Consider the following 26,781-nt stretch of genomic DNA (forward strand, 5'->3'; position numbering starts at 1 on the left):
GTTTCCAAGCGACTTCCAGGACTTCCTATGCGTTACGCACAACGTGGCTATTTGCTGCTGCTCAACGGCATGGCGCTACTGGCAGCCATCATGCTGGTATGGCTGATGGTGGCCGTGGTGCTCTCGGTCGTGATTCGTAATTTGGGGCTGCAACCTTCGGCGTGGTTCTTTCTCTCCACCGAGTACGCCATGTTCTATCTCACCCTGCTGGGCGCGCCCTGGCTGGTGCGTCAGAAAGGGCATGTGCACATCGAGCTGTTGACCTCCATCCTGCCGCTGCCCGCGCTGAATATTCTCAGCCGGGGTGTCTCGCTGCTGTGTGTGGTGGTGTGTGCCGTGCTGGCGTGGAAAGGGCTGGATCTGGTGATGCTGAATATCGAACGCAGCGACTATGACGTACGCGCGTTCTTCGTTCCCAAATGGCTATTGACCATCGTATTTCCCATCAGCTTTACGCTGATGGCCATCGAGTTTGCTCGCTTTGTGGTGGGCCATGAACTCCTTCACAGCGGCGAAGCGGGGATTAAAGAATAATGGAATGGTACTTTGCGCTCGCTTTTCTACTGTCGCTGATCCTCATCTTCATGGCGATCGGTACGCCGATTGCACTGGCCTTCCTGGCAGCCAACGTGATTGGGGCCTGGCACTTCATGGGCGGGCAGGCAGGCATCATGCAGATGCTGAACAATGGCTTTGGCGCGCTCTCAAGCTTCAACCTGGTGCCCATCCCGCTGTTTCTGCTGATGGGTGAACTCTTCTTCCGCACCGGGCTGGGCATGAAAATGTTCAACGCGGTCGATCAGCTGCTGGGCAAGGTGCCGGGGCGCTTGTCCTACGTCACCGTGGTAGGTGGCACGGCTTTCTCCACGTTAAGCGGCTCCTCCATGGGCTCTACGGCATTGATGGGGTCGTTGCTGGTGCCCGAGATGGAGCGCCGAGGCTACAAGAAGAAGATGGCCATTGGCCCCATTCTGGGAACCGGTGGTCTGGCGATCATCATTCCTCCGTCAGCGCTGGCGGTGCTGCTGGCGACGCTGGCAAAAGTGGATATTGGCGCACTGCTGATTGCCGGTATTCTGCCTGGCCTGACGTTGGCGGGTTTTTATATCGTGACCATCTTCATCCAGACCCGGCTGGATCCGCAGGCGGCGCCCGCCTATGAACTGGAGCCCGTGCCGCTGAGGGCCAAACTCAAGCTGATCGTGACCGATATTCTGCCCATGCTGAGCGTCATGATTATCATCGTGGGCATGATGTTGATGGGCTTTGCCACGCCCTCCGAGGCGGCTGCCTTCGGGGCCCTGGGCGTCATCATTCTGGCGTTCATTTTCCGCTGCATGACCTGGGAGTCTTTTAAACTCTCGGTCACGGGGGCGCTGAAAGTGACGCTGATGGCTTACCTGATCGTGTTCGGCTCTGCCACGTTCAGCCAGCTGCTGGGCTTTTCCGGAGCGTCAGGCGGCTTGATTGGCTGGGCCACCAGCTTTGAGCTATCACCGATCTTCATGCTGCTGGCCATGTTTGCCGTACTGCTGGTGCTGGGTACCTTCATGGAGCAGATTTCCATCATGATGCTGACCGTGCCGATTTTCTTCCCGTTGGCGCAGGCGCTGGGATTCGACCTGATATGGTTTGGTATCGTGGTGCTGCTGGCGCTGGAGATCAGCTTCTCGACACCGCCGCTTGGGCTGTTGCTGTTCGTGATGAAAGGCGTGGCGCCAGCGGGGACGACCATGCGTGAAATCTACTCGGCGGCAATCCCTTATATTCTCTGTTCGATGCTGCTGGTTGCCGTGCTGATCGTGTTTCCGGGGCTGGCGACCTGGCTACCCAGCATGTTGCAGTGAACGATATTAGGGGCGCGTAAGAACATCGCAAAAGAGAGGCAGCTGCCTCTCTTTTGCTTGGGATGACGTTGGGTGGGCGGCGTGTGCTTATTCCCAGGCAGGGAAGGGGTCCGGGAGTTGCTTCCACGCTTCCATGCCTTCCAGCAACTCTGCTTCGCTCAGCAGGCACTCATCCAGCGCAGCACGCATGCGGGATTGATCCATGTTCTGGCCAATGAACACCAGCTCCTGGCGCATGTCGCCAAACGGCTCTTGCCATTTCTCCAGGATGAACTGGCGGTATTCCGGGTCTTCCGGCCAGTTGGCTTCCGGGATAGTCTTCCAGAACACCCCGGCGGGGCCATGATGGGCTATGCCGCCTGCCTGGCTCCACTGGCCCGCGTAGCGGGGGCGAGTGGCCAGCCAGAAAAAGCCTTTGGAGCGCAGCAGGCCCTTGCCGAACCACTCGGCATGCAGCAGGTCGTGAATTTTTTGCGGGTGGAAGGGGCGGCGGGCGTGGTAGGCGAAGCTGCCAATGCCGTACTCTTCGGTTTCCGGCACGTGCTCTCCGCGCATCTCCTTGAGCCAGCCGGGCGCCTGCTGGGCGCGCTCGAAATCGAACTTGCCGGTATCCAGCACCTTGTCCAGCGGGACACCGCCCGGGGTGATGGGCACCAGCTCGGCCTCCGGGTTGAGCGAGCGCAGGATTGCTTTCAATGATGCCAGTTCGGTGTCACTGATCAGGTCGGTTTTGCTGATTAGCAGCACATCGCAAAACTCGATCTGGTCCACCAGCAGGTCGGCGACGTTGCGCTCATCGTCTTCGCCCAGGCTCTCTCCCGCCTCGGCCAGGCTCTGCGCTTCCTGGTACTGAGCCAGGAAGTTGGCGCCATCGACCACGGTGACCAGCGTGTCCAGTCTGGCGACCTGGGAAAGACTCTGGCCGCTTTCGTCTTCGAAGGTAAAGGTTTCCGCCACGGGCAGCGGCTCGGAGATGCCGGTGGACTCGATGACCAGGTAATCGAACTTGCCCTCGCGAGCCAGTTGGCTCACCTCTACCAGCAGATCTTCGCGTAGCGTGCAGCAGATGCAGCCGTTGCTCATTTCGACCAGCCGCTCTTCCGAACGATTCAGCGCGACGTCACTATCCAGTGTCGGCTCGCCGGGGCCGCCGCGTACCAGCGCACCATCGATATTGACCTCGCTCATGTCGTTGACGATCACCGCAACGCGACGACCCTCGCGGTTGGCGAGAATATGATTGAGCACGGTGGTTTTTCCCGCGCCCAGAAAGCCGGAAAGCACGGTCACGGGTAAAGGAGCAAACGCAGACATTGCCAGTACCTCTAAACGGGTTTATGTTATGTGATAATATAACAATTAAATGCCCGTGAAAACGATATCCTCGATACTGGCTGAGGAGGAGGAGAGGTCACCGCTTGTATTGGGTGGGGCAGTAACCGCGCAGAACCTCTGGGGCGCGCAGTGCCGCATGCTTGGTGGTTCTACCCGATACCCGTTGGCGCCACAGGCGAAAAGAGTTCGGTTTGAGCTGGTAACGCATGATGGCGATCACCTCAGGCTCGCCCAGCCCGAACAGTGATGCAATGGCTTCGAAAGGCGTGCGATCCTCCCAGGCCATCTCGATGATGCGAGACTGCTCGTCGAGTGGCAAACGATGAAAGCGTTTTACGGCAGCGTGGGGCATGGCTTGTCCAACGGTAGGAAGTGATATTGTTATTGTACGCTACTGAAGTTTTGTGTTGATACTGTCGGGGTTTTCCTTGGCTGCCAGCAGAGCGCGAAAAAGCCCGTTCATCAAGACTGGCTGGTCATGACGAACCCGAAAACCAGCCTGTGTCAGCAGGGGAGTAGCCTGACGAGTGATGTCGGTCGCGATGAGCGAGGTCAGCATGTTCAGCGCGCGTCGCCCCTTTCCCGCTGGGTGAGTGTCGGGCTGAAACTTGTCCATGACGCACAGCTGCCCGCCGGGCTTCAAAACCCGATAGGCTTCTGCCAGGCCTTGCTCGGGTTGGGGCATGACTGCCAGGATTAAGTGCATGATCACCACATCGAAATGCCCGTCGGCATACTCCAGCGCCGCAGCATCCATGACCTTGCAGAATACGTCGCGCTGGTGGCGGCTGGCCTTGGCATCGGCGCGCTTCAACATGGCGGGCGTTACATCGGTCAGGTGCACTTCCAGCTCGCGGGGGAGAAAGGGAAGATCGAGCCCCGTCCCGGCTCCCACCACCAATACGCGCATGCCCGGCTCCCAATCCACGTGGCTCAGCGCCACCTGGCGCGGTTTGCGCAGAGCTCGTGAGACCAGAATGTCATAGACAGGCGAATACAGACTGTAGCGCAGGCGATTCCAGGCAGTGGTATTCAGCATGAGCGTGACCTTTTGATGCGCATTGAATAGACGAACGTGTTGGCGCGGAAGGCATAGACACCTATAGCATGAATATCGCATGGCTACCAAGCCGTACGATTGAATTTCGGACACGGTTTGGATTTATTTTGTTACCAATGGATACACTTTGCGGTGATTTTACGTGGTGCGGCGGGGGACGATCACTCACCCAAAGAAGCCTGTTGCTGTAAGCGGTGGGCAAGACTTTCGGTAATGTCCAGGATCAGCTGTCGATCTTGTTGCTTTAATGGCGCTAATAAGAGTTTGATTCGTTGCGTCTGGTCATCAATATGTACACTGGCTTCTCCGAGTAATTCTGCGGCTTCACAATTGAATATCTCGGCTAATTCAAGTAAGCGTACAATGTTGGGTATGACCCGGCCTCTCTCGATGCGAGATACTGCTTCGTTGCCTACACCCAACCGCTCGGCAACCTCCTCCTGAGTGAGTTGACAACGTACTCGCTGTTTGGCGATGGCGCGACCAATATTGCCAGCTAGCCGTTCCTGTTCAAGTTTATTCACACTTTCCTCCATATAGCCCTGAATGGTTGGGGAACGGCCTATTGACATGAAGGACTGTTTGGGTTGAATATCATCCTAATAGGTTGAGTTGAGATAAAGCCTGGAGTGTTTTTTTACGTTCCAGCCAAGGGGTAGCGTTCAGAGGGTTAACTTTTTTAAATTGTTCATTTAATTTAAATGTGGATGTGAGTGAGGGAGTGTGAAGTGAGTTTCATTAGGTTTTAATGCTCCGTTATAAAGTGTGTTTGAGATGTTTTGATAAGAGTGTTGTTGGGTGTATTAAGCCAAATAAGGCATAGGCAACGATTGAGCCGCATCAGGAATCGAAACAAGGTAGCGAACTCGTTAAGTGGTTCGCTGTTCATACCACCACTGTATGGCTTAGGGATGATCACACAGCGGTCAATAGGGCTTATTAAAAAAGCATCTGGCTTGCCATCGTGGCTGACCTATAGAACCCGAAGGCGCTAAATATCATGGCTTCCACGACGGCTCCAGAAATTTTTCAGCAACTTGCCGCCAGCTTGATGCGTATCAGCCAGGGTGAGTTTTTTGGTCATGTCGCAGAATCCCTGGCCGAACTACTCGATATCGATCATGTCATGATTGTGCGTATCGACCCTGGTAAGAAACGCGCCTTGCCGTTGGCGACATGGTCCATCAGCGGCTTTGTCGATGCGCCGAGTTACGACTTGAAGCACACCCCCTGTGCGAAGGTGTCATCAAATAGCTGTTTTCACATGCCATCGCGGGTAGCGGACCACTTTCCTCATGACCCAAAGCTGGCAGGTTATGAGGCCGAAGGTTATCTTGGCGTGCCCATGTCGGATGCCTCTGGCCAGTGCCGGGGGATTATCGCCATGATGCATTCTGCTCCGCTTGAGCTGCCTGCCTATGCGACAGAGGTGCTGCGTATCGTGGCTTCCCTGTCCGGGTTCGAGCTGGCCCGCCGTCGGATGGGAGAGAGAGCCGATGAGCAGATCGCCAATAAGCAGCGCATTCTACGCCTGCTGAACCGGGTCAACGAAGCGCGCTTTCACGCAACGGACGAGCAGGCGTTGCTCAAGGCAGCCTGCCGAGCCATGGTCGAGGTAGGCGGTTACAGCGCTGCCTGGGTGCATGGCCGCCCGCCTGCTTTTCGCAAACGTGAACTGGGGCCTGTGCAGGCCAGTGCCGATGTGGAGAGTGGCGATCTGGCGTGGCTGAGCCCCAGGCAGCTGATGGTCGAAGGCGCCTGTCACGCTCTGGCGCTCACGGCGCTGGAAACCCAGCAAGCCGTCACCTGGTCCTCTTCTACGGTGATTGACGACACTGCACGGACACCCATGTTGCACGAGCTGGGTGTCAATGTCTTCATGGCGTTGCCGTTGATCTATCGGGGGCAGTCGCTGGGCGTGCTTTGCCTCTCCCGGACGGAAGAAGCATCGATAACCACGCGCGAGCTGCGTTTGCTGAGCGAACTGGCAGATGATGTTGCTTTTGGGGTCGATAACTTTTTGCATCGGCAATCCGAAGCGCGTATTCAACACGCTGTAGCGCAGGTGGCGACAGCCGTCTCGGCCCAGCATGGACAAGCCTTCCTGACACAATTGACGGATCACATGGCCAATGCGCTGGCGGCCGAAGTGGGCTTCATTGCCACGCTCGATGAACGTGACCCCAATCGCGCCAACGTCTTGTCGCTGTTTGTGAACGGTCAGCCGCAGGCACCTTTCAGTTACCATCTAGCCGGGGTGCCGTGTCAGGATGTCCTTGTCGAGCAGGAGTGCGTCGTGCTGGAAGGTGCAGGCATCCGCCTGCCCACGGAAGCCAACGGGGCATTGGAGTGGGTCAATGCATACGTGGGTAGGCGACTGGACGATATCGAGGGCCGACCGGTCGGTATCATCGGGGTCATGTTCAAGGCTCCTCTGGAGGATGCGCATATCGTGCGTACCGTACTGCAAATCTTTGCGGCGCGTGCGGCCTCGGAGTTGGGGCGGCAAAAAGATGAAGCGCGCATTCGACAGCTGGCATTCTGCGATGCCGATACCCAGCTCCCCAATCGGGCAGACTTCATTCAGCACCTTGAAGAGCGCGTGATTCGCAAGACGGACTCTCGATTTGCATTGCTGCTCCTGGATCTCAACCACTTTAAGGAGATCAATGACACTGCCGGACATGACATCGGCGACCTGGTGTTGAAGGAAGTCGCCCAACGCTTTCGTCAAGCATTGCCTGCCGGCGAGTATCTGGCGAGGCTGGGCGGAGATGAGTTTGTCGTGGTGTGCGACAACGCCAACGACAAAGGTCGTGCCTTGATCACCGCCGAGCGGTTATGCAACAGTTTAGAGACTCCCGTTGTTATAGAGCAGCACTCTTGCGAGCTGTCGGTTAGCGCAGGGATTTCGCTCTATCCGGTACATGGGCAAACAGCGCAGGCACTATTAAAGCATGCGGATATCGCCATGTACCAAGCGAAGCGTCACAAGCTCCCCGCGCGCACCTTCGAACACTGGATGGGCCGCGCCGTGGCCGATCAGCTACGTATTGCCAAGCGTCTGGCAGTGGCGTTGTCCAACCACTCTCTTTACCTGCACTTTCAGCCTCAGGTCGACATGCGTACCGGCGAACTGATCGGTGCCGAGGCGCTTTGTCGCTGGTGGGACGATGAGCTGGGAGAGGTGTCGCCCAGTCAGTTCGTGCCCATTGCGGAAGACAGAGGCATGATCGTGGCGCTAGGCAACTGTGTCATCGAACAGGCGTGCCAGCAGTTGGCTGCCTGGCAGCGTCAAGGATGCCAACTAAGCGGCCAGCTCTCCATCAACATCGCCGCAGACCAGTTTGAAGATAGCGACCTGGTGGGCACCTTACTGAATAGTTGCCGGGCCCACAGCATCGCTCCCGACCAACTGAGTGTCGAAATCACCGAAAGTGGCATCATGACTCACCCCGACGTTGCCATTGCAACCACCGAGATCTTGAAGAGTCATGGTCTGGGCTTATCCATCGACGATTTTGGTACGGGCTATTCGTCGTTGGCTTACCTGAAACGGTTTGCCGCCGACCGCATCAAGATCGATATTTCGTTCATCCGGGACATGCTGGTCAGTGACAGTGATCGCACCATCGTGGCGACGATCATTGCCATGGCCGATACATTGGGGCTGCAAACCATTGCCGAGGGGATCGAGTGTCAGGCCCAGGTAGATGCGCTGCTGGAAATGGGCTGTTATCAGGCGCAAGGCTATTTTTATGATCGGCCGCTCGACCCGCAGCAGTTTGCCGAACGCTGGCTCAAGTGATGCGACCTGCCAAGGGAGTACGCAGCGTATCCGATGGGCACTCGCCAAATTGACGCCGATAGTCGTGGGCAAACTGCCCCAGATGGCAAAACCCCCAGTACGTGGCGATCTCGGTGACCGTCTGGGGCGGCTCGGCGGCGCGCAGGGCACGGCGCACATGGTTCAACCGCGATAAGCGCAAGAATTGCAGGGGGCTGATCCCCAGAATGGAGGTAAAGCTGTATTGCAGCGTGCGTCGGCTGACATGGGCCAGATCGCATAGCGCTTCCATGGTCACGGGGCCTTCGAGATGCGCTTCCACGTAGCGTTTGACGCTGTCTACCACCGCTTTCCGATGCGCGTAGCTGGGGGGCAGTTCTTCATTGGGTTGCCAGGTGCCCAACAGCTCCAACAGGCCCATCATGACGATGTCCTGGTGCAGCCGTTCGGCAACGGGGGCACCTTGTTCTCCCAGTAGCCGCTCCAGAACGAACATCAAGGCGTGCCGTGTCGATGGGTGAACCATGCGTCTTGGTTCCCGCCGCCAGCGTTCATCCAAAGCAATACCCTGCTGCTGAGCGGCGGCGTAGAGTGCAGGCAGTCGCACGACCAGCCCGTAGATATCGAAGTGGCCAGGGGTCACCAGCTCGAAGGCCTGGCCACCCGGGCGGCACATGATCTGGTTGCCTGCCAAGGATTGACCGTTGATGCGTGAGCCTTGGGGGCGAACGGGGATTCCCAGCCACAGCGAATCCTCCCACACCTGGCAATCCTGGCGCAGCGCCTGCTCGGTATGCTCCTTGAAGAGCTGGACGGCGGGCAGCGCGATTTCATCCAGCCGCCCGTAAAAGCGGCCTGGGCTGAGCTGGTCGTACTGCTGCTGCCAGTGCGTCAGGTTCTGGGCGTGTTCGTCGGCATCGCAGGCTTTTCGTGTGCACTTTTGTGGTGCGTTATTCGACAACGTCATTTCCATGACCTGCTCCTGAAGGTGTCGCCATGTGGCTGTTCTGCGATGGGACTTCGGGCAAGGCTTTGTTTTCGTTTGTTTTTCGAGCCTTTCAGGTGGTTTGCCAAAACTCGATACTCCCCGTTAAGTGATAGCGCTATTGTGACAACAAGCAAGTTTTGTTCCGTTTGTAAGCATGAAACAGCACCGCCCAATACGAGGCAGGGCAGGAGAGGCCTATGGCGCACTATCACTCGACGGTGGGCAGCCGCCATTATCGATTCAAGGGGCTGGCCGAACTGATGGCCAAAGCTACGCCGCCGCGTTCGGGAGATCGACTGGCCGGCGTCATGGCAGACACTGCCGAAGAGCGGGTGGTGGCCCAGATGGTACTGGCGGAGCTGCCGCTCACGACCTTCTTGAACGAAGCGCTGATTCCCTACGAGCAGGATGAAATCACTCGCCTGATCATCGATGACCACGATGCCCAGGCCTTTGCACCGCTGCAGCATCTCACCGTGGGCGACTTCCGCAACTGGCTGCTCTCTGATCACGCCACCAGCGAGGCCCTGGCCGCTGCCCGCCCCGGCATCACACCGGAAATGGCCGCAGCAGTGAGTAAGCTGATGCGCAACCAGGACCTGATGCTGGTGGCGAAGAAGTGTCAGGTTACCACGGCGTTTCGTAACACCATCGGCCTGCCGGGGCGGCTTTCCACTCGCCTGCAGCCCAATCACCCCACCGATGACGTGACCGGTATCGCGGCCAGCATTCTCGATGGCCTGCTGTATGGCAGTGGCGACGCGGTGATCGGCATCAACCCCGCCACCGATAACGTCGCCCAAAGCATCAAGCTGATGCGCCTGATGGATGAGGTGATTCAGAAATACGAGATTCCCACCCAATCCTGCGTGCTCACTCACGTCACCAATACCCTGGAAGCCATCGAGCAGGGCGCGCCGGTGGATCTGGTGTTTCAATCCATCGGCGGCACCGAAGCCACCAACCGCAGCTTCGGGTTCGATTTGAGCACCCTGGCCGAAGCCGAAGCCGCCGCACAAACGCTGAACAGAGGCAGCGTAGGTCGCAACGTGATGTATTTCGAAACCGGCCAGGGCAGCTCGCTCTCGGCCGACGCCCATCACGGGCTGGACCAGCAAACCTGCGAAGCCCGCGCCTACGCCGTGGCGCGCAAGTTCAACCCGCTGCTGGTCAATACGGTGGTCGGGTTCATCGGCCCTGAGTATCTGTACGACGGCAAGGAGATCACCCGTGCGGGGCTCGAGGATCACTTCTGCGGCAAGCTGTTGGGCGTGCCGATGGGGTGTGACGTGTGCTACACCAACCACGCCAACGCCGATCAGAACGATATGGATAACCTGCTGACGCTGCTGGGCGTGGCGGGCTGCAATTTCGTGATGGGTATCCCCGGCTCCGACGACATCATGCTCAACTATCAAACCACCTCGTTTCACGACGCACTCTATGCCCGCCGGGTGCTGGGGCTGAAAGCCGCGCCGGAGTTCGAACAGTGGCTGGCCAGGATGCAGATCTTCCAGGATGTGAGCACCCATCGCCTGAACGACCAGCTTCCCGCTGCCTTTGCCAACAGCCTGCGTCACTTGCCGAAAGGGAGCGACTAAGATGCCGAAGCCATCCTCGCAGGACACCAGGGCGCCCATCGTCATCGAGAACCCCTGGGAGCGCCTGCGCGCTTTTACCGATGCGCGCATCGGGCTGGGGCGTGCCGGGGTGAGCCTGCCCACCCATCAGCTGCTTGCATTTCAACTGGCCCATGCCCAGGCCCAGGACGCAGTGCACTGCCCGCTCGCGTGCGAGGCACTGGCCGATGAACTCACCCGGCAACTGGCGTTGGGCTACGCGCCGCTGGTGGTACACAGTCGCGCCGAACACCGGGCAATGTACCTGCAGCGCCCCGACTACGGCCGACGGCTCGACGAACCATCCCGGCAGGCACTGCAGCAAGCGGCGGCGAGCGGCCAGCGCTATGACCTGGCGGTGGTGGTGGTGGATGGCCTCTCGGCCTTGGCGGTGCAGCAGAACAGCGCGCCGTTTCTGGCCGCCCTTTACGACGCACTGCAGCGCGACCACCACGACTGGCAGCTGGCGCCGCTGACCCTCGTCGAGCAGGGGCGCGTGGCCATTGGCGATGAAGTGGGCGCGCTGCTCAATGCCGACGCCGTGCTGGTGATGATTGGTGAGCGCCCCGGCCTCAGCTCGCCGGATAGCCTGGGACTCTACATGACCTGGGCCCCCGAAGTGGGCTTGAAGGATGACCGACGCAACTGCATCTCCAACGTGCGCCCCGCTGGGCTGGCCTATGCAGAGGCGGCAAGGCGACTACTGCTGCTGTTGCGCGAAGCGCGGGAGCGCAAGCTCTCTGGCGTGAAGCTCAAGGACCGCAGCGAAGACAACGTGCTGGAGGGCAGCCACTCGACCCGGAATTTCCTCGTGGCCGATTGAAAATGCAGGCAGCGGTTCAATGCGCGAGATGACTTCTTCGCCCGCGCTCTGAACGGCCATTTCCACACAACAAGAACATCGCCAATCACAACGCAAACAACGCAGCACGCCGCTGACACCCATTGCGTTCCACACTGAAAAAGGGCGAGACCATGACACAACCAACGGTTGATCAGACGTACCTGGCGAAGCGCCAGCTGCGTAAGGGTACGGCAGGCTGGATGCTGCTGGCAGGACTTGGGGTTTCCTACGTTATTTCGGGGGATTTTGCGGGCTGGAACTTTGGCATTGCCGAAGCGGGCTGGGGGGGCTTTGCCATCGCCGCCTGCCTGATGGCCGTGATGTATCTGGCTCTGGTGCTCTCCTTGGCCGAAATGTCCGCAGCGATCCCGGCGGCAGGCGGGGGCTACAGCTTTGCCCGCCAAGCCATGGGGCCGGCGGGAGGCTACTTGACGGGGCTGGCGGTATTGATCGAATACGCGCTGGCGCCTGCAGCCATCGTGATCTTCATCGGTGCGGCGGTCGAGGCCTTGTTGGGTGTCAACGGCCCGCTGGTGTATCTGCTGTTTTATGCGGTGTTCATCGGCATTCACCTCGCCGGGGTGGGCGAAGCGCTGAAGGTGATGATGGTGATCAGCGGCTTGGCGGTCTTCGCGATTCTGGCCACCGCCGTGGCGCTGATCGGTGACTTCGATGCGGCCAACCTGTTCGATATTGCCCCCACCGAGGCGGCGGGGGCGAGTACCTTCATGCCCTTTGGCTGGTACGGTATCTGGGCGGCACTGCCCTTCGGCATGTGGCTGTTCCTGGCGGTAGAAGGCGTGCCGTTGGCGGCGGAAGAAGCCAAGGACCCCGCCCGCGACATGCCCAAGGGCATCATCGGTGCCATGCTGTTTTTGCTGTTCACGGCACTGCTGGTGGTCGTGCTGCTGGCGGGAGCCACCAGCGCCGAGATGATCGGCCAAAGCGGCGTGCCGCTGGTGGATGCCTTGAATGCTGCAGGCAACCCGACGCTGGCGACCCTCGTTAATGTGCTGGGTCTGGCGGGCTTGATTGCCTCGTTCTTCTCGATCATTTACGGCTACAGCCGCTTGGTGTTTGCGCTCTCCCGGGCGGGCTATCTGCCCAAACGGCTGTCTCTGACCAGCGAACGTAAAGTGCCTTACCTGGCGCTCATCGTGCCGGGGGTGTTTGGCTTCCTGGCCTCGCTGAGCGGGGAGGGTGACCTGATGCTGGGCATGGCCGTCGTGGGGGCGACCATCTCCTATGCGCTGATGGCGTTCAGCCATATCTGGCTGCGCCTCAAACAGCCCGAGCTGCTGCGCCCCTACAGAACGCCGGGTGGTATCGTCACCTCCTCGGTGGCCCTGGTACTGTCACTGGTGGCCATGACGGGTGTATACGCCTTCGACCCCCGCGCGTTCAACTACACCCTCCTGCTGTTTGTGGCGGGCGCGGCTTACTACTTCCTGTACAGCAAAAACCACCTGGTGGCGAAAACGGCCGAGGAGGAGTTCGCGCTGGTCACTGCGTCGCCAGAAGAGATCGAACCCCCTGCTGCGGGCGTCGCTGCGGCCAGGCTTTAATCAGCGCGGCGAATCACCTAGTCTGAAGCTCGGCAGCCCGCCTCTGGCCTTGGTGCCAAGGCGGGCTCATTGGCCAAGCGACAGAGGGAAACCGTGATGATGCTCGATTTTACCGACCCAGCCCTGGGCGATGCCGAACAGGCGCGCTGGTACGCCGTGGACGATGGTGTGATGGGCGGCGTGTCCCACAGTGGCTTTCGTGTGGAAGAGGGGCATGGCTGCTTTTATGGAGAGGTCTCGCTGGAAAATGGCGGCGGCTTTGCCTCGGTGCGCCGTGAGCCCGGCACGTTTGAGCCAAGCCTGGCCCAGGCCAAGGGCATCACGCTGCGGGTGCGCGGCGATGGCCGTCGCTATCAACTGCGCCTCAAAAGCCATGCGCTGGACGATGCGAGTGCCTACCGCGTGGCGTTCACGCCCAGCGCCCAGCAGTGGGAAACGCTGCATTCAGCTGGGCGCAGTTCGACGCCGTGCGCCGGGGGACGCTGCTGTCCAACGCGCCGCCGCTCGAGCCCGGCACCGTTCACCAGCTGGGCTTTCTGATTGCCGACCGCACCGCCGGGCCGTTTCAGCTGGAAATTGCCTTTATCGAGACGTATTCACAGGGCTGATTTACACAGGACGACTCTTCACAGGGCTTTTATCTTCACAGGACTAAGGTCGTCTCGTATGTAGTTTGCCGTTCGAGGAGTCTGGGAAGCCTTCTATCGACGTGAGCCAGTCTGATGAAACACTCTCCGGCCTACCGCCTGGCGGCGACGGTACTGCATGGGTTCGATGAGTACCGTGCACGCTTCCAGCAGATTACTCAGGACGCCAGCCGCCGCTTTCGCGATGCGGCCTGGCGCGAGGCGCAGCAAGCCTCGGCGGCACGGATCAATCTCTACGGCGAAAAAGTCCAGGACACGCTGGGGCGCCTGCAGCGTACGTTTCCCCAGGACGTGCTGGCCCACTGCGAGACCTGGCGCGAAGCCCGCGGGCACTATGCCAATTTGATCGGCCAGCGGTTGGATTACGAGCTGGCCGAGACCTTTTTCAATTCGCTGTTCTGTTCGGTGTTTGAGCATCGCCATATCCGCAACGACTGGATGTTCGTCTACAGCTCCCGTGAAGATGCCGCGCACCGTTCGGGCATCGAGCTGTGCCGCCGTCATGCGGTCAACGGCGACTGGGCCGGGGCACTGGCCTGGGCGCTGCAAGAGGCACCGCTGGAGACGCCCTTTGCCCATCTGGAGCGCGATAGCCAGTTGGGGGCGGGCTTGCTGGAAGCCCAGCTGCCCGCCCGCCTCTGGCAGGCGGCGGATGCACGGGTGGAGCTGCTCAACAGCGTTTTCTACCGCAACAAAGGGGCCTACCTGGTGGGGCGTATACTCGGCGGCGGTGAGCAGGTGCCGCTGGTGCTGCCGATTCTGCATGGCGAAGGGTACGGCGAGCAGCAGGGCGGTGACCCCCGCCTGCATCTGGATACCGTGCTCACCGAAACCGATGAAGTGTCGATCATCTTCTCGTTCACCCGCGCTTACTTTCAGGTCGATGTGCCGGTTCCCGGGGAGTTCGTGGGCTACCTGAAACAGCTCATGCCCCACAAGCCGGAAGGCGAGCTGTACGCTGCCATCGGCTTTTTCAAACACGGTAAAACCGAGTTTTTTCGCGCCCTGAACCAGCAGGTGGCCAAGCGCGAAGAGCGCTTCATCATCGCCCCGGGGGTGCGGGGCATGGTGATGGCGGTGTTCGTGCTGCCCAGCTTTCGCACCGTGTTCAAGATCATCAAGGACAAGTTCGACCCCGCCAAGGAGGTCACGCCAGCCATCGTGCGAGAAAAGTATCGGCTGGTGAAGCGTCACGACCGGGTAGGGCGCATGGCCGATACCCAGGAGTTTTCCAACTTTATCGTGCGTCAGGATCACTTCGCGCCGGAGTGTCTGGCCCATTTGCTGGAAGTCGCCCCTTCCACGGTATCACTGAAAGGCGACAAGGTGATCATCAAGCACTGCTACACCGAGCGGATGATGACGCCGTTGAACCTCTATCTGGAGCAGTGCAGCGCCGATGAGCGAGTGATGGTGCTGAAGGATTACGGCAATGCCATCAAACAGATGGCAGCCGCCAATATCTTTCCGGGCGATATGTTGCTGAAGAATTTTGGCGTTACCCGTCACGGGCGGGTGATTTTTTACGACTACGACGAAGTGAGCTACCTTACGGAGTGTCGCTTTCGCCACATGCCCAAAGCCCAGCAAGGCGATAGCTACATGGATGGCGGCGCTAGCCTCTCCATCGGCCCCCACGATATCTTCCCCGAGGAGTTCGGCCCGTTCATGTTTGCCAACCCCGAACTTCGCGCGCTGTTCATGGCGCAGCACCCGGAGCTGTTCGACCCGGACTATTGGCTAGGGTTGCAGCAGGCCATTCGCAATGGGCGGGTGATCGATGTCTACCCTTACCGCAACAAGCAACGGTTCTCTGGAACCATCGGCCAACTGGTACATTAGTCATGACTCAACCTCCTCACCTGGTGGTATTGACCGGATCGGGTATTAGCGCCGAAAGCGGCATCAAGACGTTTCGGGCCAGCGACGGCCTTTGGGAAGATCACCCTGTGGAGGACGTCGCCACGCCCGAGGGCTGGCGGCGCAACCCCGAACGGGTGCTGGCCTTCTACGACCAGCGCCGTGAGCAGATCCGCCGGGCCAAACCCAATGCCGCCCACAAGGCGCTGGCCGCACTGGAGCAGGAAGGCTTTCGAGTCAGCGTGGTGACGCAGAATATCGACGACCTGCACGAGCGTGCCGGTTCGCGCCACGTGATGCACCTGCACGGCGAGATTCTCAAGGCGCGCTCATCCGTCGATGCCCGGCTGCGCTATCCGCTGCCCAAGGGAGGAATCCGCCTGGGGGAGGTGTGCGACAAGGGCAGCCAGCTGCGCCCGGACGTGGTGTGGTTCGGTGAAGCCGTGCCGCTCTTCGAAGAGGCCTGCGAGCTGGTCAGCCAGGCCGATTTCCTGCTGGTGGTGGGCACCTCGCTGGCGGTGATGCCCGCCGCGTCGCTGCTGACCTACATCGACTACGATACCCCCTGTGCACTGATAGACCCCGACGCCGATGCGCTCAGCCCGCCTGGCGTGCTGGCGATCAACACCACGGCGGGGGAAGGCGTGCCAGCGCTGGTTCACCAGTGGCGCAAACAGGGCAACTTGATCTTGCCTTGAGTCAATGACGGGGCGGGGTGAGCGAACCGATGGATGGCAGATTACCGGCACGCTTCCAGAAACCACGCTTTCATGACTCCGGTAATCTGGGTGAGCTCGGCGTCCGTCGCGATGTAGGCGGGCATGGTGTAGAGCCAGCGGCCAATGGGGCGCAGCCACACGCCCCGTGCTCTGGCAAACGCGGCCACACCCGCCAGCGCCTCGCTGCCATGGGTCTCGATCACCGCTGTCGCACCCAGCACCCGGACATCCGCCACCGCCGGGTGCGCGCGCAGCGCCGCGTCTTCCAGCAGCTCGCGCTGTAGCACTTGGCTGAGCGCGGCGATTTTCTCCAGGTAATGCTCCTCTTCGAACACCCGCAGGCTCTCCAGCGCCACGCGGCAGGCCAGTGGGTTGCCCATGAAGGTGGGGCCGTGCATGAAGGCGTGGTGCTGACTGTCGCCAATGAACGCCTCGTGCACCCGGTCTGTGGCCAGCGTGGCCGCATGGCCCAGATACCCGCCGGTCAGCCCCTTGGAGAGCACCATGATATCCGGCGTGACGCCCGCGTGGTCGGCGGCAAACAGCCTGCCGGTGCGGCCAAAGCCGGTGGCCACTTCATCGAAAATCAGCAGCACGCCAAACTCGTCGCACAGCGCGCGGGCGCCGCGCAGGTAGTGCGGCGAGGTCATGTTCAGCCCGCCCGCCGCTTGCAGCAGCGGCTCCATCAGTAGTGCGGCGATCTCCTGGTGGTGGCGCGACAGCACCTCACGTAGCGCAGCGAGGTCATGCTCTACCTGGGCTGGCGTGGCATCGAAGGGTGCCGTGGGGGCCGGGGCGAAGTGGTGCTGAGGCAGCAGGCTGGCGAACAGGCCGTGCATGCCCTCTTCGGGGTCGCATACCGCCATGCAGCCGGTGGTGTCGCCATGGTACGCCTTCATCAGCGAGAGCATCTTGCGCTTGCCGGGTTGGCCGATGAGCACCTGATACTGCAGCGCCATCTTCATGGCCACCTCCATGCCCACCGAACCGCTGTCGGAGAAGAACACGTGGTTCAGCCCCGGCGGGGTAATGCGCACCAGCGCCCGTGCCAGCTGGTCGGCGGGGCCGTGGGTCAGGCCGCCCAGCATCACATGGCACAGCTCGCCGGCCTGTTCGCGGATGGCGGCCACCAGGCGCGGGTGGCCGTAGCCGTGAATCATGCACCACCAGGAGCAGGTGGCATCCAGCAGGCGTTCACCGCTTTCCAGCGTAAAGTGGCTGCCGCTACCGCCGACCACTTTGGGGGCCGGTGTCTGGGTCTTGAGATGGGCGTAGGGGTGCCACACGGGAGAGTTCATGGCGTAGCCTCCTGGGCCGTGGGAGTGAGCAGTGTATCCAGGAAGATAAAGCGCTGCGCGGTAGCGGCATCTGCCTGTACCAAATAGGGAATGAGCCCTAAACAGGGCGCAGGTAGGGCGCGTTCGAGCAGCGCCACATTGGCCGCAAAGCGTGCGCTATCGCTGGCAAAGGCCGGGTCCACCACGCTGCCCACCCAGCCCGCCAGCGTCACGCCATCGGCGGCGATGGCCTCGGCGGTGAGCCGCGCATGGTTGAGGCAGCCGAGTTTCAGCCCAACGACCAGAATCACCGGCAGGCCCAGTGCACGGGGCAGGTCGGAAAAATCCTCCTCCTCATTGAGCGGCACTCGCCAGCCGCCGGCGCCTTCGATCAGCGTCAGGTCGCGTGGCGTTTGGCTCAAGGTAGCGCGTAGCGCTTGAGTCACGCTGGCCACGCGCAGCACCATGCCCGCTTCCAGAGCCGCCAAATGGGGCGCAATGGCGGGGGCAAAGGCCCAGGGGTTGACCGTCGAGTAATCCACCGGCGGGAGGCTTTGTGCCTGTAGCGCCAGAGCATCGCGGTTGCGTAGGCCGCTGAGCGTGGCCTCGCTGCCGGAGGCAATCGGTTTCAACCCCAGCGTGGTGTACTGGCGCTGACGGGCAGCACACAGCAGCGCGCTGGCGGCCAGGGTCTTGCCCGCATCGGTGTCGGTACCGGTGATGAAATAGGTGTTGTTCATTTCGCGCTTTCCAGGCATAGCGTCAGGCAGTGGTAGCTCACCGGCAGCCCCCGCGGCGTGCGCAGTGCTTCATAGCGCAACCGGGCATCGCTCAGTGCCTGGCGGGTGAGCTGCGCGTGGGGTCTTGCCACCTGAGCGCCCACGCCCTTGATGGAGGCCATGACGGCATTCAGGTCGGGGTAGAAAAAGCGCCGCTGCTCGCGCACGTGGTGGGTAAGCCGCAAGCCGCTTCGCGCAATCGCCCGTCGCACGGTGCTGGCGTCCGGCGTTTGCAGCAGGGCCTCGGGCCGCTGCCAGGCGGTGGCCACCTCATGAAGCGTGCCGGGCAGCAGGGTGGTGATGCGCGCCTGCCCGCCAGGGGCAAGCACCCGCGCCAGCTCCTGCATGACATCCTCGATGCTTGGGCACCACTGAATCGCCAGATTGGAGAACACCAGCTCAACGCTGGCATCGTTTTGCGGCAGCGCGGCGGCGTCCCCCAGCTGCCAGCGGATAGCCTCGCCATAGGTTGCCTGGGCGTAGGCGAGCATGCCCGGGGCCAGGTCGAGCCCGGTGATGGTGGCCTCCGGGTAATGGGTGGCCAGCCGCTGGGTCCAGTAGCCGGTGCCGCAGCCCAGGTCGAGCACCTGCTGGGCGCTCTTCGGCAGCGTTTGCCAGAGCGCTTCGCCGATATCGCGCTGGGCGCTGGCGAGCGCGTCATAGCGCGGCGCCGCTCGGGAGAAGGCTCGGGCTACGCGGGTCTGCCAGTGGGAGGCGGGGGTAGAGAGCAACGGTGAGTTCATCGCGGCACCTGTGTCGCCTGCTCGGCCAGCCGAGCGGCGAGCTGGGCCGGGCGTGACAGCATCGGACAGTGCCCGGCGTCTTCCAGCCGCGAGGCCTGTTGGCGGGTGCGGTTTGGCAGCAGCGGGTCCTGGGTGCCTGCGAGCAGGTGGATAGGACAGGGCGGTGCCGCGAAGTGCGCGCGGTTGTCCAGCGTGGCCAGCCATGTCAGGCCTTGGGCCAGGGTGGCAGAGTCCGCGCAGGGCGCGTCGCCCAGCAGCCCACTGAGTTGGCGGTGAGCCTCGCGAGCGTTGGGTTCGCCCTGACACTGCCAGCGTAGAAAGTGCCGCCACGTGGCAACCGGATCACGATGGAAGGCGCGCTGAAAGCTGGCCAGCTCCTCGTACGTCACACCGCCATCCTCCCCGTCACTGCAAAAACGGCTGCCTGCACCCAGTAGCAGCAGGGCGTTGGGCGGCGGCAAGTAGTCGAGCAGCGCTGTGGCCAGCAACCCACCCAGCGACCAGCCGACCCAAACGGCATCGCTGGGTAGCTCGGGTGCCATCCGCTCGGCCAGTGCATCAAGGCCCGTCGAGGTAGGTAGCGCAGGAGATTCGCCGTAGCCAGGCCACTCTACCGCGCTGGGCTCGACAGGGCTGGGCCAGTGCGCTTCCAGGGGCTGCCAGATACGGCTATCGATGCCCCAGCCAGAGAGCAGGACAAGCTTCATCGCGGCTCCTTGTGCAGGCAGGTCGCGGCCACGTCCAACAGCCGGTCGATATCGCGCTGGGTATGGCGGGCGCTTAACGTGATACGCAGTCGCGCCTCGCCGTTGGGCACCGTGGGCGGGCGTATCGCGCCTACTTGAATATCGTGTTTATCGAAACGGGTGGCCCAGGCCATGGTGCGCCGCTCGCTGCCCAGCAGCAGCGGCTGAATCGGCGTGTGGGAGTGGCCCAAAGGAAGCCCCAGGGCCGTGGCCTGCTGGCGGAAGTAGTCGATGTGGCGCGCCAGCCGCTGGCGGTGCTCTGGTTCCCGCTGGACGATGGTGAGCGCTTCCAGAGTAGCGGCGGCAATGCCGGGCGGTTGGGCGGTGGTGTACACATAGCTGCGGGAAAACTGAATCAAGTGCTCGATCAGTGCCGCATCCCCCGCCACGAAAGCGCCCGCGGTGCCCAGCGCTTTGCCCAGGGTGCCGACCAGAATCGGCACCTGCTGGCTATTGAAGCCTGCCACGCAGCCTGCGCCGTTTTCGCCGAGCACGCCAAGCCCGTGGGCATCGTCGATCATCAGCCAGGCGCCGTGTTGCTGGCTGAGGTGGGCGAGCTGTTCGATGTCGGCGATATCACCGTCCATGCTGAACACGCCGTCGCTCACCACCAGCTGATGGGTGGCCCGGCTGCGCGCCAGTAGACGCGCCAGGTCCTGGCCATCGCGGTGGTGGTAGCGTCGGGAGCGGGCGCCGCTCAGCGCGGCCCCGTCGAGTAGCGAGGCGTGATTGAGGCGGTCCTGAAAAATCGCGGTGTGGGAATCCGCCAGCGCTTGCAACACGCCCAGGTTCGCCATATAGCCGGTGGAGAACAGCAGCGCCCACTCGCGCCCGGTCCACTCGGCTAGCGCAGCTTCCAGGGCGTCGTGAATGCCCAGGTGGCCGCTGACCAGATGCGACGCCCCGGCCCCGGCGCCAAAGCGCTTGGCGCCTTCTGCCTGGGCGGCTTGCACCCGTGGGTCCTGGGCAAGGCCCAGGTAGTCGTTGCCGGCAAAGTCCAGCGCATCGTGGGAGGCGACTCGGCGGGAGCGCCAGCGCTGCAGGCGCTCCCGCTCGTTACGAGCGGTTGCCAAGCGCTGCTGCCACGCCTCAGACACTGGCATCCACCGCCAGCGCCGCAGCGCGTTCGGCCTGGGCATTGCGCTGAGCCTGCTGGGCCAGCCGCTCGCTATGCTGCGTGTCGTCTTCGCAGGTGTCGCGGCGCTCGGGGTGCAGGCCCAGCTTGGCAAACAGCGCGCGGTCGCGCTCTGCCTGGGGGTTGCCGGTGGTCAACAGCTTGTCGCCGTAGAAGATCGAGTTGGCACCGGCCAGAAAGGCAAGCGCCTGGGTGGATTCGCTCATCTGCTCGCGGCCTGCCGAGAGGCGCACATGGCTCTGGGGCATCATGATGCGCGCCACGGCAATGGCGCGGATGAACGTCAGCGGGTCCAGGTCCTCCGCGTTTTCCAGCGGGGTGCCCGGTACCTTTACCAGCATGTTGATCGGCACCGACTCAGGATGCGGGGAGAGCCTGGCCAGCTGTTGCAGCAGCGCGCTGCGATCCTGGGCGCCTTCGCCCATGCCGAGAATACCGCCAGAACACACCTTCATACCGGCGTCGCGCACGGTGGCCAGAGTTTCCAGGCGGTCGCTGTAGGTGCGCGTGGTGATGATTTCGCCGTAGTAGTCGGGGGAGGTGTCGAGGTTGTGGTTGTAGTAGTCCAGCCCCGCGGCGGCCAGCCGGGTGGCCTGTTCACCATCGACCATGCCCAGCGTCATGCAGGTTTCGAGCCCCAGCGCTTTCACCTGGCGCACCATCTCTTCCACCGCCAGCAAATCCTTGTCTCGGGGGCTGCGCCAGGCCGCTCCCATGCAGAAGCGGCTGGCGCCTGCCTCTTTGGCGGCCTTGGCCTGGGCCACCACTTTCTCTATTTCCAGCAGCTTCTCTTTTTCCAGCTGAGTGTTGTAGTGACCCGATTGGGGGCAGTACTTGCAGTCTTCCGGGCAGGCCCCGGTCTTGATCGACAGCAGGGTAGACACCTGCACTGCGTTGGCATCGAAGTGTGCCCGATGCACCTGCTGGGCCTGAAACAGCAGGTCGTTGAAGGGCAACGCAAACAGCGCGTCGATTTCCTCGAGGGTCCAGTCATGGCGCGGAGCGGCGTCAGCCGAGTGAGAAGCCGTCGTGTGAGTGGTCACGGGTAAACCTTTTTCAATTTGAAAGTTGACAGGACTCTAGCGGTGAGATGTCAAGGGTGTCAACTTTTAATGATAGGTTGGTTTACTGGAGGGCGGGGGAAGGGAACATTCGTCACGATGCACGGCCTGCTTTATACTCTGCGCCCTTTGATCACCACTGGAGCGCAGATGCCTGACGCGACCTCGCTGCCCCCTGAACATGACGCCTTGACCGACCGCGACCCGGCCACGGGGCACCCGCGACCGCCGCGGCGCGAATTCAAAGCGCGCGGCAGCTTCGTCAAGCGCTGCGAAGGGTGCAATCTGCCCGAGCTGAACTGCCTGTGCCCTTATCAGGTCAAGGCAGAGAGTGACGCTCAGGTGTGGCTGCTGACCCACTCCATCGAGCACTTCAAGCCGACCAATACCGGCCGCCTGATTGGCGATGTGCTGACCAAAACTCGGGTATTTACCTGGTATCGCACGGCGCCGGATGAGAAGCTGGCCGCACTGCTGCAAGACCCGCGCTATGCGCCGTTCGTGATTTTTCCTGATGACCAGCCGGATTACGCGGAGCGGGTGGTGGGGTTGGAGGCCGTCCAGGCGGTCAAGCAGCAGTCGCGTATTCCGGTGTTCATCATTCTGGACGGCACCTGGCGACAGGCCCGGCGCATGTTCCGCAAGAGCCCTTACCTGGACACGCTGCCGGTATTGCCGCTGCGCACCGAGCGCGAAACCCGCTACCGGCTGCGCAAGCCCGCCTCGAAAGCCCACCTGTGCACCGCCGAGGTGGCCATCGAGCTGCTGCGTCAGAGCGGTGATGAAAATGCCGCCAGCGTGCTGGACGACTACTTCGATGTGTTCAACGACAGCTACGCCGAGAGCCGTTACTACCGCAAGATCGAGGAGCCGACGGCGGCCATGACTCGGCTGTTGGCCCGAAAGGCGGGGGATACTCCGCGCTGATCAAGGCCTGGCGCCGGGTAGCCAGCGCAACAGCACCTTGCGCACCCAGTACCAGCGGTTGATCAGCAGGGCCGTGAAAATCAGCGCGCAGCCGGTGAGCTGAAGCGCTGACATGATTTCGTTGAACCACCAGGCGGCCAGCAGCGCCGTCCAGACGGCCTCCAGCATCAGAATGACCGCGGCATGACTCGGTGTGGTCATGCCCTGCGCCTTGATTTGAAGAAAGAACCGCAGTGAGCTGGCCAGCAGCACGCTGGCCAGGAACCAGCCCAGAATTGGGGCATCGAGGGAGAGGGTCTGCTCTTCCACGACCCATGAAACAGCGGTCAACACGATGCCCACGGAAAGCAGCTGCAGCGTGGTCAACGACAGTGCAGGCACATTGCGCACCACCCGCGTATTGACGTTGATCAGCAGCGCGAAGCACAAGGCCGCGCAAAGCATCAGCAGCTGGCTGGCCTCTACCCGAAAACCGGCATTCAGCGATAACAGCGCAAAGCCTGTCAGCGCGACGGGCAGGGCTACCCAGGTGCTGGTGGCGGGACGGTCGCCAAACAGCAGGCGAGCCACCACTGGCACCAGCAGAATGCCCAGGCTGTTGATGAAAGCGCTTTCTCCCAGATGCTGGGAGTGATGCAACCCCAGCACCCAGAAGGCGATGGCCGCACTGAACAGTACGCCTACCAGCAGGCCGCGGCGAATACGCCGGGCCGGCAGATGGCGCAGCGTCGGCCAGGCGAAGCCCAGCAGAATGACCCCCGCGAGCAGAAAGCGGGTGCCGATGAACAGCAGCGGAGGCATGCCTGCCAGCGCTTCCTTGGAAAATATCCACCCGCCTGCTGCCAGGGTGGTCACCAGCAGCAGCAGGGCATCGGCCTGCCAGGGAGCTTGCCGAATGGTGCTATGGCTCACGCGGCGCCGCCAAACAGCGCCCCGGCAATTCTGAAGCCTGCCACCCAGGTGCCAATGGCCGAACCTACCGTGGCGAGAATGAACACCAGCAGCGTGCGTGACACGCGGTTTTTCCACCAGCCTTTCAGTTGCGTCACGTCATGGCGCAGGGTGGAGAAATCGCGCACCTTGGGTTTGCGCATGTACAGCTCGACCCCGGCGGCCACGAAACCGGCGCCAATGGTGGGGTTGAGCGACGTTAGCGGCGCAGCAAAGAAGGTCGCGATCACGGTGAGCGGATGCGCCAGGGCAATCAGGGTCGCTCCCCCGGATAGCAGGCCATTGATCAAGAACCACTCCATCACCAGCTGCCAGCCCAGCTCGGTATTACGCGAAAAACCCACCACAAAGCCGGTGAGCACCAGTGCGGTGACCAGCCAGGGCATGGCTTTCCATAGCTTGGAGGGCGGCGGAGTAGCTTCCAGCGATTCCCGCTCCTGGGTCGGGTTTTCCGGTAGCGGTGTTTCCAGGTGCTCGCCGGTGCCTTTCAGGTGGCCTGCGCCGAGCACGACCAGCACGTTCGAGTAGCGCCCGGGAGGTGCCTCTTCGGCCAGGCGTAGCGCCATGTAGCGGTCGCGTTCGCGGATCAGCGGGGTGTAGAGCGTTTCCGACTCCGCGGCGAATTCGCTGAAGGTGGCTTCCAGCATATCGCCTTCCTTGAGCTTTTCGATCTCCTCCTTGGAGACATCCTGGCGGGAGAGCACGCTGCCAATCAGTCCGGAAAACAGCGAGAAACGCTGCCACCAGGGCACGTTGCTGTAGATGCGCTTGAGCGTGATGCCCACGTCACGATCCACCAGCAGCAGCGGTAGTTGGCGAGTACGGCATTCGTCCACCGCGGCACGCATTTCGGCGCCCGGCTGGATGCCGGACTGCTCGGCGATACGCTGCTGGAAGGCCCCCAGCGCCAGGCTGGCGGCGACCATGCCGGCCTTGCCCTGCTTGAACACTTGAAACAGGTCCTGCTCGCCCATGGCATCGGGGTTGTCCATGCTGTGATGGCGGGCGTCACACAGCTCGATGGCCACCGCATCGAAATGGCCGGTAGCAATCAATTGGCGCACGTCGTCGGCGCTTTCGGCCGAGACATGGGCCGTGCCCAGCAGGGTGTAGCAGGTGTCGCCCACGGTCACGGTTTTCAGCGGGCCGCTAGTGGAGGGCAGGGGCGGCGTCGGTGGCCGCGTAGTGTCATCGTGGGTCATTCAACAGTCTCGATATATAAGTATAAAAAGGTGAAAACGTACACAAGCCGTCAGTACCGGGGCTCAGTGGTGTATCAACGCCGCCAGAAGGCCGGAGTAAAGAGCACCAGGACGGTGAAAATTTCCAGGCGCCCCATCAACATGGCCAGTACCAGAATCCATTTGGCCAGGCTGGGTAAGTCGCCATAGTGGCTGCTGGCCTCGCCCAGCGCGGGGCCCAGGTTGTTGAGCGCCGAGCCCACCGTCGACCAGGCGGTCACTTGATCCACGCCGGTGGCCATCACGCCCACCAGCATCAGGAAGAACAGCATGACATAGGCCGAAAAAAAGCCCCATACCGCCTGCGCGATGCTGTCGGGAACGCTGACCTTGCCGACCTTCACCGCAATGACCGCGTTGGGGTGAATCAGGCGCATGACTTCGCGCATGCCCTGCTTGAGAATCAGGATGATGCGGATAACTTTCATGCCGCCAGCGGTGGAGCCCGAGCAGCCCCCTACGAAGGCGGCAATGAACAGCAGAAACGGAATTGCCCCGGGCCAGCCGGAGAAATCGGCCACGGCGAACCCCGCCGTGGTAGCCACGGATACGACCTCGAACAGCGCATGCCGCAGGCCGGTGATGTCGTGGTAGGTGTTGGTCAGCCACAGGGTAATGACGGTAATCACGGTCAGCCCCGCCAGGAACAGCAGCAGAAACCGGGCTTCCGGGTCCTGAAAATAGTGGGTCAGGCGCTTCTCGCGCCAGGCCACGAAGTGGAGGCTGAAGCTCACCGCCGAAATCAGCATGAAACTGATGCAGATCAGCTCGATGGCGGCGCTATCGAAATAGCCGATGCTCAGGTCATGGGTCGAAAATCCGCCGATGGCGACCGTGGAAAAGCTGTGGCCCAGCGCATCGAACCAATCCATGCCCGCGATCATGTAAGCCACGAAGCAGGCAAAGGTCAAGGTGGCGTAGATATACCACAACGCCTTGGCGGTTTCGGTGATGCGCGGCGTCAGCTTGGAGTCTTTCAGCGGCCCCGGAATTTCCGTGCGGTACAGGGCCATGCCCCCGACCCCCAGGGTCGGCAGGATGGCCACCGCCAGTACCACGATGCCCATACCGCCCAGCCACTGCAGCTGCTGGCGGTAGTAGCGGATCGACTCGGGCAGGAAATCGATGCCGGTAATGACCGTGGCCCCGGTGGTGGTCAGGCCCGAAAAGGATTCGAAGACGGCATCGGTAATGCTCAGGGAGTCCTCGCCAAACAGCATCAGCGGCAGCGAGCCAAACAATGCCAGCACGGTCCAGAACATGGCCGCGATGATGAAACCGTCCCGAATGCGCAGCTCCTTGCGCGCCCGGCGGTTCGGCAGGTAGATCAGCAGGCCGGTGATGACGGAAATCGCAATGCCGCTCATGAACGCATGCCAAACGCCGTCGCGAAACCATAGCGACATCAGCATGGGAGGCAGCATGGTGAGGCTGAACAGCATCAACAGCAGCCCCAGGATACGTAGAATAATCCGCAGGCTCATGGCAGGGAGGGTCTCATTGCTGGCTGGTTCCTAGAAAAACGTCAATCCCACCTGGAAAAGCCGCTCGACGTCGCGGATACGCCGTTTGTCGATCACGAACAGAATCAGGTGATCACCGCTCTCCACGCGCACGTCGCCGTGGGCAATCATCACCTCCTTGCCGCGC

Annotated in this window: 23 protein-coding genes and 1 pseudogene; 10 read left to right on the top strand and 14 right to left on the bottom strand. The window is 61.6% G+C overall.

All coding sequences use genetic code 11. The annotated features are described in order from the left end of the window. Positions 1–27 precede the first annotated feature (27 nt). A complete protein-coding gene (locus B7L72_RS14560; protein WP_016914971.1) occupies positions 28–534 on the top strand; it encodes a TRAP transporter small permease in 507 nt (168 codons plus the stop codon). Beyond that, positions 534–1,847 (top strand): TRAP transporter large permease, encoded by a 1,314-nt coding sequence (locus B7L72_RS14565; RefSeq protein ID WP_081195190.1) that lies wholly within the window; start codon positions 534–536, stop codon positions 1,845–1,847. Before B7L72_RS14560 ends, B7L72_RS14565 begins: the two co-directional genes overlap by 1 nt. 87 nt (positions 1,848–1,934) lie before the next feature. On the opposite strand, the gene zigA is transcribed toward B7L72_RS14565, so the two are convergent. The 4 genes from zigA to B7L72_RS14585 all read right to left on the bottom strand — a co-directional run bounded on the left by zigA (position 1,935) and on the right by B7L72_RS14585 (position 4,766). Further along, positions 1,935–3,161, bottom strand: coding sequence for a zinc metallochaperone GTPase ZigA (gene zigA / locus B7L72_RS14570; RefSeq protein ID WP_081195192.1), 1,227 nt, complete (start codon positions 3,159–3,161; stop codon positions 1,935–1,937). Positions 3,162–3,258: 97 nt separating this feature from the next. Beyond that, positions 3,259–3,534: a TIGR03643 family protein gene (locus B7L72_RS14575; protein ID WP_081136642.1), complete on the bottom strand. Its 276-nt coding sequence runs from the start codon at positions 3,532–3,534 to the stop codon at positions 3,259–3,261. 39 nt (positions 3,535–3,573) lie between these two features. After that, on the bottom strand, positions 3,574–4,221 hold the full coding sequence (locus B7L72_RS14580) for a class I SAM-dependent methyltransferase (RefSeq protein WP_081195194.1): 648 nt from the start codon (positions 4,219–4,221) through the stop codon (positions 3,574–3,576). Positions 4,222–4,403: 182 nt separating this feature from the next. Further along, positions 4,404–4,766, bottom strand: a complete 363-nt coding sequence (locus B7L72_RS14585) for a helix-turn-helix domain-containing protein (protein WP_170919442.1) — start codon at positions 4,764–4,766, stop codon at positions 4,404–4,406. A gap of 476 nt (positions 4,767–5,242) precedes the next feature. Here B7L72_RS14585 and B7L72_RS14590 point away from each other — a divergent pair, with 476 nt between their 5' ends. After that, positions 5,243–8,050, top strand: a complete 2,808-nt coding sequence (locus B7L72_RS14590) for an EAL domain-containing protein (RefSeq protein WP_254893826.1) — start codon at positions 5,243–5,245, stop codon at positions 8,048–8,050. On the opposite strand, the gene B7L72_RS14595 is transcribed toward B7L72_RS14590, so the two are convergent. Continuing rightward, complete coding sequence (locus B7L72_RS14595) at positions 8,043–9,002, bottom strand: helix-turn-helix domain-containing protein (protein WP_081195196.1); 960 nt, start codon at positions 9,000–9,002, stop codon at positions 8,043–8,045. The two genes, B7L72_RS14590 and B7L72_RS14595, sit on opposite strands and share 8 nt — an antisense overlap. Positions 9,003–9,214: 212 nt before the next feature. Here B7L72_RS14595 and B7L72_RS14600 point away from each other — a divergent pair, with 212 nt between their 5' ends. From B7L72_RS14600 to B7L72_RS14625, 6 genes and pseudogenes are all read left to right on the top strand, one after another. Beyond that, positions 9,215–10,618 (top strand): ethanolamine ammonia-lyase subunit EutB, encoded by a 1,404-nt coding sequence (locus tag B7L72_RS14600; protein WP_016914958.1) that lies wholly within the window; start codon positions 9,215–9,217, stop codon positions 10,616–10,618. A gap of 1 nt (position 10,619) precedes the next feature. Further along, positions 10,620–11,459, top strand: coding sequence for an ethanolamine ammonia-lyase subunit EutC (eutC, locus tag B7L72_RS14605; protein ID WP_081195198.1), 840 nt, complete (start codon positions 10,620–10,622; stop codon positions 11,457–11,459). A 152-nt stretch (positions 11,460–11,611) separates the two neighbouring features. Further along, positions 11,612–13,045 carry an ethanolamine permease gene (eat, locus tag B7L72_RS14610; protein ID WP_081195200.1) on the top strand — a complete coding sequence of 478 codons (1,434 nt, stop codon included), beginning with the start codon at positions 11,612–11,614 and terminating at the stop codon, positions 13,043–13,045. Positions 13,046–13,144: 99 nt separating this feature from the next. Next, positions 13,145–13,653, top strand: a pseudogene (locus B7L72_RS14615) (CIA30 family protein). A gap of 114 nt (positions 13,654–13,767) precedes the next feature. Continuing rightward, positions 13,768–15,534 (top strand): bifunctional isocitrate dehydrogenase kinase/phosphatase, encoded by a 1,767-nt coding sequence (gene aceK / locus B7L72_RS14620; protein WP_081195202.1) that lies wholly within the window; start codon positions 13,768–13,770, stop codon positions 15,532–15,534. Between the two features lie 2 nt (positions 15,535–15,536). Further along, entirely contained in the window at positions 15,537–16,250 is a 714-nt protein-coding gene (locus B7L72_RS14625) for an SIR2 family NAD-dependent protein deacylase (RefSeq protein WP_081136628.1), read from the top strand. Positions 16,251–16,291: 41 nt separating this feature from the next. Here the strand turns inward: B7L72_RS14625 and bioA are convergent, their stop codons facing one another. Genes bioA through bioB form a run of 6 tightly spaced genes read right to left on the bottom strand, consistent with a single transcriptional unit; the run spans position 16,292 to position 21,994 of the window. Then, positions 16,292–17,569 (bottom strand): adenosylmethionine--8-amino-7-oxononanoate transaminase, encoded by a 1,278-nt coding sequence (gene bioA, locus B7L72_RS14630; RefSeq protein WP_081195204.1) that lies wholly within the window; start codon positions 17,567–17,569, stop codon positions 16,292–16,294. After that, on the bottom strand, positions 17,566–18,288 hold the full coding sequence (bioD, locus tag B7L72_RS14635) for a dethiobiotin synthase (protein ID WP_081195206.1): 723 nt from the start codon (positions 18,286–18,288) through the stop codon (positions 17,566–17,568). The genes bioA and bioD overlap by 4 nt, the downstream gene beginning before the upstream one ends. Beyond that, positions 18,285–19,070, bottom strand: a complete 786-nt coding sequence (locus B7L72_RS14640; RefSeq protein WP_081136622.1) for a methyltransferase domain-containing protein — start codon at positions 19,068–19,070, stop codon at positions 18,285–18,287. The genes bioD and B7L72_RS14640 overlap by 4 nt, the downstream gene beginning before the upstream one ends. Then, the gene (locus B7L72_RS14645) at positions 19,067–19,777 is read right to left on the bottom strand and encodes an alpha/beta fold hydrolase (protein WP_081136620.1); all 711 of its coding nucleotides are present in this window, start codon (positions 19,775–19,777) and stop codon (positions 19,067–19,069) included. The genes B7L72_RS14640 and B7L72_RS14645 overlap by 4 nt, the downstream gene beginning before the upstream one ends. Next, complete coding sequence (bioF, locus tag B7L72_RS14650; RefSeq protein ID WP_081195208.1) at positions 19,774–20,919, bottom strand: 8-amino-7-oxononanoate synthase; 1,146 nt, start codon at positions 20,917–20,919, stop codon at positions 19,774–19,776. The genes B7L72_RS14645 and bioF overlap by 4 nt, the downstream gene beginning before the upstream one ends. Further along, positions 20,906–21,994 carry a biotin synthase BioB gene (gene bioB / locus B7L72_RS14655; protein WP_016914946.1) on the bottom strand — a complete coding sequence of 363 codons (1,089 nt, stop codon included), beginning with the start codon at positions 21,992–21,994 and terminating at the stop codon, positions 20,906–20,908. The genes bioF and bioB overlap by 14 nt, the downstream gene beginning before the upstream one ends. 168 nt (positions 21,995–22,162) lie before the next feature. On the opposite strand from bioB, the gene B7L72_RS14660 reads away from it, so the two are divergent. Beyond that, positions 22,163–22,939 carry a tRNA-uridine aminocarboxypropyltransferase gene (locus tag B7L72_RS14660; protein ID WP_081195722.1) on the top strand — a complete coding sequence of 259 codons (777 nt, stop codon included), beginning with the start codon at positions 22,163–22,165 and terminating at the stop codon, positions 22,937–22,939. Here the strand turns inward: B7L72_RS14660 and B7L72_RS14665 are convergent, their stop codons facing one another. From B7L72_RS14665 to B7L72_RS14675, 3 genes are all read right to left on the bottom strand, one after another. Beyond that, on the bottom strand, positions 22,940–23,851 hold the full coding sequence (locus B7L72_RS14665; protein WP_081195210.1) for a DMT family transporter: 912 nt from the start codon (positions 23,849–23,851) through the stop codon (positions 22,940–22,942). It lies immediately after the preceding gene. Further along, entirely contained in the window at positions 23,848–25,092 is a 1,245-nt protein-coding gene (locus B7L72_RS14670) for a TraB/GumN family protein (protein ID WP_081195212.1), read from the bottom strand. The genes B7L72_RS14665 and B7L72_RS14670 overlap by 4 nt, the downstream gene beginning before the upstream one ends. Before the next feature lie 74 nt (positions 25,093–25,166). After that, positions 25,167–26,615: a TrkH family potassium uptake protein gene (locus tag B7L72_RS14675; protein WP_081195214.1), complete on the bottom strand. Its 1,449-nt coding sequence runs from the start codon at positions 26,613–26,615 to the stop codon at positions 25,167–25,169. Positions 26,616–26,781: the final 166 nt, after the last annotated feature.

Source organism: Halomonas sp. BC1 (assembly GCF_002078135.1).
Classification (GTDB): Bacteria; Pseudomonadota; Gammaproteobacteria; order Pseudomonadales; family Halomonadaceae; genus Vreelandella; species Vreelandella stevensii.

Coding starts and splice junctions, on each gene's coding strand:
- B7L72_RS14560 (WP_016914971.1), top strand. CDS start 28: ATGCGTTACGCACAACGTGGCTATTTGCTGCTGCTCAACGGCATGGCG.
- B7L72_RS14565 (WP_081195190.1), top strand. CDS start 534: ATGGAATGGTACTTTGCGCTCGCTTTTCTACTGTCGCTGATCCTCATC.
- zigA (WP_081195192.1), bottom strand. CDS start 3,161: ATGTCTGCGTTTGCTCCTTTACCCGTGACCGTGCTTTCCGGCTTTCTG.
- B7L72_RS14575 (WP_081136642.1), bottom strand. CDS start 3,534: ATGCCCCACGCTGCCGTAAAACGCTTTCATCGTTTGCCACTCGACGAG.
- B7L72_RS14580 (WP_081195194.1), bottom strand. CDS start 4,221: ATGCTGAATACCACTGCCTGGAATCGCCTGCGCTACAGTCTGTATTCG.
- B7L72_RS14590 (WP_254893826.1), top strand. CDS start 5,243: ATGGCTTCCACGACGGCTCCAGAAATTTTTCAGCAACTTGCCGCCAGC.
- B7L72_RS14595 (WP_081195196.1), bottom strand. CDS start 9,002: ATGGAAATGACGTTGTCGAATAACGCACCACAAAAGTGCACACGAAAA.
- B7L72_RS14600 (WP_016914958.1), top strand. CDS start 9,215: ATGGCGCACTATCACTCGACGGTGGGCAGCCGCCATTATCGATTCAAG.
- eutC (WP_081195198.1), top strand. CDS start 10,620: ATGCCGAAGCCATCCTCGCAGGACACCAGGGCGCCCATCGTCATCGAG.
- eat (WP_081195200.1), top strand. CDS start 11,612: ATGACACAACCAACGGTTGATCAGACGTACCTGGCGAAGCGCCAGCTG.
- aceK (WP_081195202.1), top strand. CDS start 13,768: ATGAAACACTCTCCGGCCTACCGCCTGGCGGCGACGGTACTGCATGGG.
- B7L72_RS14625 (WP_081136628.1), top strand. CDS start 15,537: ATGACTCAACCTCCTCACCTGGTGGTATTGACCGGATCGGGTATTAGC.
- bioA (WP_081195204.1), bottom strand. CDS start 17,569: ATGAACTCTCCCGTGTGGCACCCCTACGCCCATCTCAAGACCCAGACA.
- bioD (WP_081195206.1), bottom strand. CDS start 18,288: ATGAACAACACCTATTTCATCACCGGTACCGACACCGATGCGGGCAAG.
- B7L72_RS14640 (WP_081136622.1), bottom strand. CDS start 19,070: ATGAACTCACCGTTGCTCTCTACCCCCGCCTCCCACTGGCAGACCCGC.
- B7L72_RS14645 (WP_081136620.1), bottom strand. CDS start 19,777: ATGAAGCTTGTCCTGCTCTCTGGCTGGGGCATCGATAGCCGTATCTGG.
- bioF (WP_081195208.1), bottom strand. CDS start 20,919: ATGCCAGTGTCTGAGGCGTGGCAGCAGCGCTTGGCAACCGCTCGTAAC.
- B7L72_RS14660 (WP_081195722.1), top strand. CDS start 22,163: ATGCCTGACGCGACCTCGCTGCCCCCTGAACATGACGCCTTGACCGAC.
- B7L72_RS14670 (WP_081195212.1), bottom strand. CDS start 25,092: ATGACCCACGATGACACTACGCGGCCACCGACGCCGCCCCTGCCCTCC.
- B7L72_RS14675 (WP_081195214.1), bottom strand. CDS start 26,615: ATGAGCCTGCGGATTATTCTACGTATCCTGGGGCTGCTGTTGATGCTG.